General features: G+C 57.6%; 9 protein-coding genes. 7 read left to right on the top strand and 2 right to left on the bottom strand.

Going from position 1 to position 8,322, the window contains the following annotated elements:
• Nucleotides 1–1,550 (bottom strand): cache domain-containing protein (locus VXL81_RS09785; protein WP_416554039.1); only part of this gene is annotated, 1,550 nt, incomplete at its 3' end.
• A gap of 389 nt (nt 1,551–1,939) precedes the next feature.
• On the opposite strand from VXL81_RS09785, the gene VXL81_RS09780 reads away from it, so the two are divergent.
• The 7 genes from VXL81_RS09780 to VXL81_RS09750 are packed head-to-tail and all read left to right on the top strand — an operon-like array spanning nt 1,940 to nt 6,832.
• Entirely contained in the window at nt 1,940–2,227 is a 288-nt protein-coding gene (locus VXL81_RS09780; protein ID WP_340547718.1) for an STAS domain-containing protein, read from the top strand.
• The gene (locus tag VXL81_RS09775) at nt 2,224–2,598 is read left to right on the top strand and encodes a response regulator (protein ID WP_340547717.1); all 375 of its coding nucleotides are present in this window, start codon (nt 2,224–2,226) and stop codon (nt 2,596–2,598) included. Before VXL81_RS09780 ends, VXL81_RS09775 begins: the two co-directional genes overlap by 4 nt.
• A gap of 1 nt (nt 2,599) precedes the next feature.
• Entirely contained in the window at nt 2,600–4,735 is a 2,136-nt protein-coding gene (locus tag VXL81_RS09770) for a chemotaxis protein CheA (RefSeq protein ID WP_416535507.1), read from the top strand.
• Nucleotides 4,719–5,207, top strand: coding sequence for a chemotaxis protein CheW (locus tag VXL81_RS09765; RefSeq protein ID WP_340547715.1), 489 nt, complete (start codon nt 4,719–4,721; stop codon nt 5,205–5,207). The genes VXL81_RS09770 and VXL81_RS09765 overlap by 17 nt, the downstream gene beginning before the upstream one ends.
• On the top strand, nt 5,204–6,067 hold the full coding sequence (locus tag VXL81_RS09760) for a CheR family methyltransferase (RefSeq protein WP_340547714.1): 864 nt from the start codon (nt 5,204–5,206) through the stop codon (nt 6,065–6,067). Before VXL81_RS09765 ends, VXL81_RS09760 begins: the two co-directional genes overlap by 4 nt.
• A gap of 37 nt (nt 6,068–6,104) precedes the next feature.
• The gene (locus VXL81_RS09755) at nt 6,105–6,491 is read left to right on the top strand and encodes a response regulator (RefSeq protein WP_340547713.1); all 387 of its coding nucleotides are present in this window, start codon (nt 6,105–6,107) and stop codon (nt 6,489–6,491) included.
• A gap of 35 nt (nt 6,492–6,526) precedes the next feature.
• Nucleotides 6,527–6,832, top strand: coding sequence for a hypothetical protein (locus VXL81_RS09750; protein WP_340547712.1), 306 nt, complete (start codon nt 6,527–6,529; stop codon nt 6,830–6,832).
• 93 nt (nt 6,833–6,925) lie between these two features.
• Here VXL81_RS09750 and VXL81_RS09745 read toward each other — a convergent pair whose 3' ends face one another.
• The gene (locus VXL81_RS09745) at nt 6,926–8,314 is read right to left on the bottom strand and encodes a PepSY-associated TM helix domain-containing protein (RefSeq protein WP_416554037.1); all 1,389 of its coding nucleotides are present in this window, start codon (nt 8,312–8,314) and stop codon (nt 6,926–6,928) included.
• Nucleotides 8,315–8,322 lie beyond the last annotated feature (8 nt).

Here is an 8,322-nt window from a genome sequence, read left to right as displayed (position 1 = left end):
TCCAGCGTGGCGGCCTGGCTTTCGGTGCGGTTGGACAGGTCGTCGGAGGCCTGGCTGATCTCATTGGCGCCGTTGCGGATGCTTTCGGCGGTGTCGATCACCTGGGTCACAGTGGCGCTCAGCGTTTCCGCGGTGCGGTTGAAATTCTCCCGCAGCTTCTCGTGATGCGCCGGGAACGGATCGCTGATCGGCTGGGAGAAATCGCCACCGGCAAGACGCACCAGGCCGGAGCTCAGCTGTTCGACGACGATTTCCTGTTGCCGCTGCAGTTCCGCGCGCTCCAGTTCCGCCGAGCGAGCCTGTTTCAGATCATCCTGCAGGCTGATCAACTGCTTGCCGATATCGCCGATTTCATCGTTTTGATTCGCTTCCGGGATCGGTGATTCGAGATTCCCGGACGCAACCTCTTCGATTCTACCGCAGATCCGGTTGATCGGCTTGGTGATCGAGCGCGCAAACAGCCAGCCGAATACAGACATACCTGCGGCACAGGCCAGCGAGATCAACAGCAGACGATTGCGATCGCGGTTTACGGGGGCAAACAGCTCTGCGCGGTCCTGTTCGGCCACGATCGCCCAGTTGGCCTGCGGCAGGCCTACGGGCTCAGAGTAGGCGACCACAGCACTGCCGGTCACACCAGTTGTGTTGGCATAGAAGCCTGAATTGCCAGCGAGGGCGTCAGACAGGTGCTCGGCTGTGTCCAGTTCGTCAAGAACCTTGTGATGGTCGTCATGGCGCGATTTGGTGCGGACTTTCATATCCTGACCGACGATGAACACATTCAGCGTTTCGGTCATCTCGCTTGCCGGGTTTACGATATTCGTCAGCATCTCGACGGGCACTTGCAACGCCAGGACACCCTGAAGTTTTCCTGCACCATCGAACACTGGAGTCGCAACAAATGCGGCCGGATCGCCGTTGCTGGGCGCATAGCCTTCGAGATCGGCAAAGATCACGGTTCCCGCCGATGCCTTGATGGCCGAGCGGAATGCCTTGCCCAGACCTGATGCGGCATAGGCGCCATCAACCAGATTAGAGGCATAGTCCGCTTCCTTCGTCACGGAATAAACGATGTCGCCTGCCGGGTTGATCAAGAAGACGTCGTAATACCCCTTGTTCTGCAGAACGGCAGTCAGTGATGGATGAAAACGGGCATGGTGCATGTGATAAGGCGAATCGCCGACCCCCCGGTTAAGGAGGTGTTTTTCGCCGGCTTTGTTCGGGTTGGCGTCAACATAGGCGTTCCGCAGAACCTTCTGTGCGTCACCTTCGATCCCGTCCCAGGTCATCGTGAACCACTCCAGCGCGGTGGCCGTCGACGGAATGGTGGCCAAGGTCGACGCATCCGCCTCGATACCCTCCATCAGCGCACGCAGGGCAACACGGCGATCCTCTGTCATCGCGTGGAATTGTTGTTCGGCGTGTTTTATCGCCGCATTTTGCAGCGCAACCGAGCTGATCGTGACGAAAGCCGCCGTTATCAGCACACCGAACCCCACAATGAAGAGGGGCAACTTATACGCCAGACGCAAGGTGGGAATAATTTTCATCGGACACTCCATTCACAGGCACAAGAAGAGGATGGTGGCCTCTGCTTTCCCTTCTTGATGCCTGCTAGGAGTTAATTTCGAGCTTACGAGCGGTTGGTTTTTCACGGCAATTTCCCGGTAAAACTCCACAGCCGGGGCACCGCCGGAGTCCGTATAATTATATTACCCTACGCTGCTGCTGTTTTTGTGGCGGTACGCCAGGCGGAAAAATTCAGACGATTTGCAGCCGGTAAAATTTTGCGAAATTGCAGTTGGTTTTTACCGCCAAATCCTCGCTAATTCCGGGCCCCGGGGCGCCGGTCCGGCAATCAAATATTAAGGCCCGGCGTCTACTCCTACCGTATCGACTTGAAACCTGTCGCCGAATACGGGGGTGCGAATCGCTGACCATGACGACGGAAACGCAAAAACACATCTTGGACCTGCCCAATGCTTTCTCGGATCTTGATCCGCTGATTTCATTCTTGCGCGGGGCGCGCACTCAGGCAGTGGAGATTGATTGCAGCAGTGTGGCGGTCATGCCGTCACGCTGCCTGCAGCTTCTGCTGAGCGCAGAACAGCAATGGCGATCGGAGGGGCTGGGGTTCTCAGTCTCTAAGATCACTGAAGGGTGCCGGAAATCGCTCACTCTTTTGGGGCTCGAGCCCAACCGATTTGAAGACGAGGAAACAGCATGAAGACGAAAGTTCTGGCAATCGACGATTCCCGCACGATCCGGAATCTCCTGGCCGCCGCTCTTGAAGAGGCCGGTTTTGAATACCATTGCGCGGTGGATGGCCGCGAAGGTGTGGACATGTATGCCGACGTGGCTCCGGATGTGGTGATTACCGACATCAACATGCCAAACCTCGACGGGTTCGGCGTCATCGAAGAGCTGCGCGGGGAAGGCATCAATTCCAAGGTTCCAATCCTGGTCCTGACCACCGAGAGCGCGCCCGAACTGAAGGCCCGCGCCCGCGGTGCCGGCGCGACCGGATGGATCACCAAACCATTCGACGACGCATCCCTGATTTTCGCGCTGAAACGCGTCACCGGGGCCGCAGCCTAAGATGGCCGGGTCGATACAGGACACATTCTTCGAGGAGTGCGAAGAGCTCCTCGAAGCAATGGATGAGGGTTTGACCGCTATCGAAGGAGGCGATCATGACCCTGAGGTGGTCAATGCTGTCTTCCGGGCGGTTCATTCGATCAAAGGGGGGGCGGGCGCATTTGGCTTGGATGAGCTGGTGGCCTTTGCCCATAAATTCGAAACCGTCTTTGACGAAGTGCGGGCCAACCGGCTTGGTCTTGATACCAAGCTGATCCAGCTGTTGCTGCGCTCCAGCGATCATCTCTCTGATCTCGTTTCGACCGCGCGCGATGGTGGCAGCACCGATGAGGCCCATCACGATGTGCTCATCGCGGCTCTCGAGGAATATATCGATGAGGATGAAGAAGAGGTGGTTTTCCAGCCCATGGGGTTGGGCGGTGCCTTTGAGATGTCGCCAATCGAGGTGGAGAAAGAGCGGGTTTACTCGATCCGTTTCCATCCATTGAAAGACATGTACGGGACCGGTAACGAGCCTTACTTCCTGTTCCAGACGCTAGCTGATCTGGGCACGCTGGAGGTGGCGCTTGACGAGAGCGAGTTGCCAGGTTTCGATGCTCTGGATACCGACGAGAGCTATCTTATCTGGGCCTTGACGCTCACCACAACAGAGCCAAAGTCTGCAATCGAATCTGTGTTTGAATTTGTCGAAGGGCTGTGCGAGCTGTCCATCGAATCCGACATGGATGAAGAAGACGAGGCCAATGCTCTGGCTGCACTGGAGGCTGCATTTGGTGCCGCTCCAGAGGAAGGCGGTGATCAGGTGGCTGCCCCTTTTGAACCGCCGGTCTCAGCTCCAGAACCGGAGGCTGTGGCGGCCCCGGTGGCCGCGAAAGCGGCTGCGCCAAAAGCTGAGGCCGCGAAGTCCGAGCAGCGTGGGCCAAATCCAACGCTGCGGGTCGACCTGGAACGCGTCGATCGTCTGATCAACGCCGTCGGCGAATTGATCATTAACCATTCGATGTTGGCACAGCAAATTGCCAACCTTGATGTTGCGGATCTGCGGGACGTCGAGACCGAACTGGAGGGCTTTAAAAATCTTGCCCGCGATATCCAGGAAGGTGTCATGTCTATTCGCGCGCAACCCGTCAAACCGCTGTTTCAGCGTATGGCGCGGATTGTTCGTGAGGCCTCAGCCGCAACTGGAAAAACAGCTAAGCTGATCACCGAGGGTGAGAATACCGAGGTCGACAAGACGGTCATCGAGCGTCTCTCCGATCCGTTGACCCATATCTTGCGGAACGCGGTCGATCACGGTGTCGAAAAGCCCGACGATCGCGAAGCTGCGGGTAAAAGCCGCAGTGGCGAGATCCGTCTGTCAGCGTCTCACCGGTCCGGTAGTGTCTGTATCGAGATCAAGGACGATGGTGCCGGCGTTAATCGCCCGCGGGTGAAGCAGATCGCGATCGACAAAGGTCTCATTCCAGAGAATGCGGACCTGACCGACAGCGAGATCGACAACCTGTTGTTCTTGCCTGGTTTCTCCACAGCCAAAGAGATTTCCAATCTCTCCGGGCGTGGTGTTGGCATGGATGTGGTCAAAAACGCTGTCACAGCTTTGGGCGGGCGGATCAATATTGCCTCTACCCCGGGCAAGGGGTCGGTCTTCACCATCATTCTGCCCCTGACACTTGCAGTCATGGATGGAATGGTTGTTTCGGTCGCCGACCAAACGATGGTTGTCCCGATCACGTCCATTGTCGAAACAATGCGCGGCAGTGATGACATGGTCAACAATCTGGGGGCCGATGGCACGCTGCTGTCGATCAGGGGTAACTTCGTCCCTGTTTGCGATGTGGGCGGGGCGCTTGGATTGTCCAAGGCCGACCAGGATCAGCCACCGGGCGTCTATCTTCTGGTAGAAACGGAGACTGGTCAGCGCAGTGCCTTGGCCGTGGACGATATTCACGATCAACGCCAGGTGGTCATCAAAAGCCTCGATGGCGTTTGCGGGAATATTCCCGGCGTCGCCGCTGCCACCATTCTTGGTGACGGTAAGATCGCTATGATCCTTGATCCTGAAAGTATTCTTGCGGCTTCGCCTTCTGCAGCCGCTTTCGACACAGAGCGGAGAATAAGCAATGCAATCGCAAGCTGAAGCCAAATATGAAGATTCAGAAGTCAAACACGCCCAGCACAGCGAATTTGTCAGTTTCACCGTTGCTGGTCAGGCGTTCTGTCTGAAAATCACGCAGATCCGGGAAATCCGTCGCTGGTCTCCGGTGACGATCCTGCCTCATGCGCCCGCAGATGTCTTGGGCGTGATGAACCTACGCGGCGCGGTGATCCCGATCTACGATCTGTCCGCGCGGTTTGGGCTGCAGCAGACCGAAGCGAGCGAGCGAAACGTCGTGATCGTTGTCTCGGTGCACGGCAAGCCGGTTGGTCTGCTGGCAGAGTCCGTATCGGAGATCATCTCGATCAACCCGGATGATATCCAGGACACCCCGCCGGTGGATAGTCGCAACACGATGGACTACATCCAAGGGATTATTTCGCACGATGAAACCATGGTGCGGATCATCAATCTGGATGCGGTCATCACTGTACCGGAACAGGTGATCTCGTGACCATTGCCAATCCCATTGATTCTCGTGCGGATGGTTTCACCCTGTCTGATCAGGATTTCGAAGCCATCGCCGATTTCGCGCACAAGCACTTTGGGCTGGCCATGTCCAGCAGCAAGAAACCCTTGGTTTCTTCTCGCTTGGCGCGGCGGTTGCGCAAGCTCAACTATACCGATTTCAAATCCTACCTGAAGGAGTTGAACGGACCAAATGCGGATGTGGAGCGCAGCGAGCTGCTGTCTCTGCTGACGACAAATGTGACGCAGTTCTTTCGAGAGCCGCATCACTTTGACACTTTGCGCGACGACGTGCTGCCGCCGCTCCTGGAAAAGGCGCGTCGCGGAGATCGGGTGCGAATTTGGTCGGCAGGGTGTTCGAACGGGCAGGAACCCTACACCATCGCGATGGTGCTTAAGGAACTGTGCCCGGATGTTGAGAAACTGGATGTCAAAATCCTTGGCACCGATATCGATCCTGTTGTTGTCCGCAAGGCGTCGTCGGCACGCTACTCCGCTGAAGAGCTGTCGCAGATCCCGCAGAAATACAGCGGCTACTATAAGATCGAAGGGCAAGATGGTGCGATCCGCGAAGATCTGCGTGCCCTGCTGACATTTGGTGTGCTCAACCTGATCGAACCCTTTCCGTTCAAAGGAAAGTTTGACGCCATCTTCTGTCGAAACGTGGCCATCTACTTCGACACCCCGACCCAGCAAAAGGTCTGGCACGCCTTTCAGCGCAGTCTCAATCCGGGAGGCTATCTGTTTATCGGCCACTCGGAACGTATGTCCGGCCCTGCGGCATCGGCGCTGCAGACCGTCGGGATCACCACTTACTTAAACTCTCCTGCCGGTGGGAACACCTGAGCAGTCCGGCAAAAAAAGAGAAAATGAGGAACTAAAAATGAGCTTGAAAGACTCTCTGCGTGTGATGGTCGTTGACGATATGTCTACCAGCCGAGGCATCCTGACCCAATGTCTGGACGAGCTTGGCGTGAGTAACTACATGGTTGAAAACAACGGGCAATCTGCGTTTCAGAAGCTCGTGACCAATCCGGTTCACCTGGTGCTGTCCGACTACAACATGCCGGGCATGGATGGGCTTGGCCTGCTGAAAGCGCTGCGTGAGCACCGCGTGACACAACGTGTAGGCTTTATCCTCGTCACGGGCAAACCGACACCGGAGATCGTTGAAGTCGGTCGTCGCCTGGCGATGAATAACATCATTCGCAAGCCGTTCACCGTTGCCACTATGAAGCAGGCAATCGAGCAAGTGGTTGGCCGCCTATGAACATGCAGTCGACACCACCGCCAAAGGGTCACACGGTGAGTGATCTTTGCGATGTGTCACGCGCGGAAATGCAGCGGTTGCAAACGCAGGTGCAGGCGCTTGAAGATACGGTGCTTACAATCTTTGAGCGTGGGACGCCTCCAACCCGCGAAGAGCGGCAATCGCTGCAGGATTTCGATCTTGTCGTGCAGACGCTTGCGGCCCTGGGAAAGTTCTATGCGGAACTACAGAAGCTTGCGAAGGAAACCGGCGGTATCAATCTCAACGATAGCAGCGCCGTGGTGACATTGCACAAACTGCGTGACCGGCTCCGCGATCCGGCCAGCGCATCTCAGAAGTGAGACCCTCTGCACCGCCCATCGGGCGGTGCAGTCATATCTTGGGTCGTGCGCATGCCTGGTCGCTGGCGTATCTGTCGCATGTTTCGACTGATGTTATGTCAGGCGGTGGCGTAGCGCGGGCAGGCGCGTCAGGATCAACCCGTCCAGCATCAGCAGCGACAGAAGAGCCAGCCCCGCCATCGGAAAGGCAATGCATACGGCAATCCCGACCAGTCCTGCGCCTTTCCAGAGAGGCAGTTCCTTGGGCATCGGCGGGGCGGAGAGACGGCCTGATTTGGCAGGACGACGCTTCCACCAGAGCACCACGGCACTGGCACATAGAAACAGGATGGAGAGGCAAACCAGCGTATTTGCCAGAACGCTCCACAGCCCCAACGTGCCCATATGGAGGGCAATCCCGACGGCCATCGCCTTTCCGGGCCAAGAATAATCGGCAAATCGGACATCCGCCAGAATCTTGCCGGTGTAGCGGTCGACATGGACAGTCCGGTCAGAGGTGGGGTTGATACTGTCGGTGCTCATGGAATCGCGGCTTAGGGTCCAGACACCGGTATCGCCGCGTGCAATGCTGAGCTGATATCGTCCGCCAAATCCGATCTGGCGCGCCAGGGCGTCAACGCTGTCGATGTCGACAGTTGCACCGATAACACCGCTGATGCCCGCAGTTCCCCCTGAAGCTGGCATCGGCGTCTGCTCAAGTGCCCAGGGAACCTCGCGGCGGGTGTGGTCCATGCTGGCATGGGTATCGCCGGACAGGGGGACGTTGTCCCATTTCTCCGCCGGAAACTGGCTCCAGGCCTGAACCATTTTCCCACCCCAGAGACCGGCCCAGGCAAGGCCTGAAACCAGAAACAGTGCAAGGAAAAGCGAAATCCAGAAACCGACCACCCCGTGCAGAGATCTCCATGTCGTCCGGCCGCGTCCCCGGCTCGGCAGCAATGCGTGGCGCCAGCCCAGATTTCGGGGCCACCACATGTATAGGCCGGTCGCGATCAGCAGCATGGTCAGAGAGGCAGCGGTTTCCAGGATGCGGTCGCCAGTGACGCCGAGCATCAGATCGCTATGCAGACTGTCGGCGAAATCATACCATCCGCTGCGGCGCGGGAAGGTTTCGATGACCGTGGCTGTATACGGGTTAACCGCAACCATCACTGCGTCACCGTCGTGATCGATGCGAAAGAGCGCGGCGAGGTCGGCCCCTCGGGGGGCCACATATGTTTTCAAGATGCCATCAGGCAGGATTGCCTGCGCGGCATCGGCCTGCGCCGAAAGTGGCAGGGCGTGGGCTTGGGCAGTGACGGGGGTACGTTCGCCATCGCGCCCGTCAACCCAGGCGATCCACAGCATGGCCAGCCCGGTTAGCGCGAGTGTTGCGAGAAACGGAATGACGAACAGACCGGAATAGAAATGCCACCGCCAGGCAGCAAAATAGAGTTTCTGCGTGCGGCCCTGCGGCTGCACGGGGGAATGGGGCAGGGTCATAGGTTGGC

The organism is Phaeobacter sp. JH204B, from assembly GCF_048055755.1.
GTDB lineage: Bacteria > Pseudomonadota > Alphaproteobacteria > Rhodobacterales > Rhodobacteraceae > Phaeobacter > Phaeobacter bryozoorum.
This window is presented reverse-complemented; position numbering and strand designations above follow the sequence as displayed.

Excerpts from the sequence above, each read along its gene's own strand:
- VXL81_RS09780 (WP_340547718.1), top strand. The coding sequence starts at position 1,940 with ATGACGACGGAAACGCAAAAACACATCTTGGACCTGCCCAATGCTTTC.
- VXL81_RS09775 (WP_340547717.1), top strand. The coding sequence starts at position 2,224 with ATGAAGACGAAAGTTCTGGCAATCGACGATTCCCGCACGATCCGGAAT.
- VXL81_RS09770 (WP_416535507.1), top strand. The coding sequence starts at position 2,600 with ATGGCCGGGTCGATACAGGACACATTCTTCGAGGAGTGCGAAGAGCTC.
- VXL81_RS09765 (WP_340547715.1), top strand. The coding sequence starts at position 4,719 with ATGCAATCGCAAGCTGAAGCCAAATATGAAGATTCAGAAGTCAAACAC.
- VXL81_RS09755 (WP_340547713.1), top strand. The coding sequence starts at position 6,105 with ATGAGCTTGAAAGACTCTCTGCGTGTGATGGTCGTTGACGATATGTCT.
- VXL81_RS09745 (WP_416554037.1), bottom strand. The coding sequence starts at position 8,314 with ATGACCCTGCCCCATTCCCCCGTGCAGCCGCAGGGCCGCACGCAGAAA.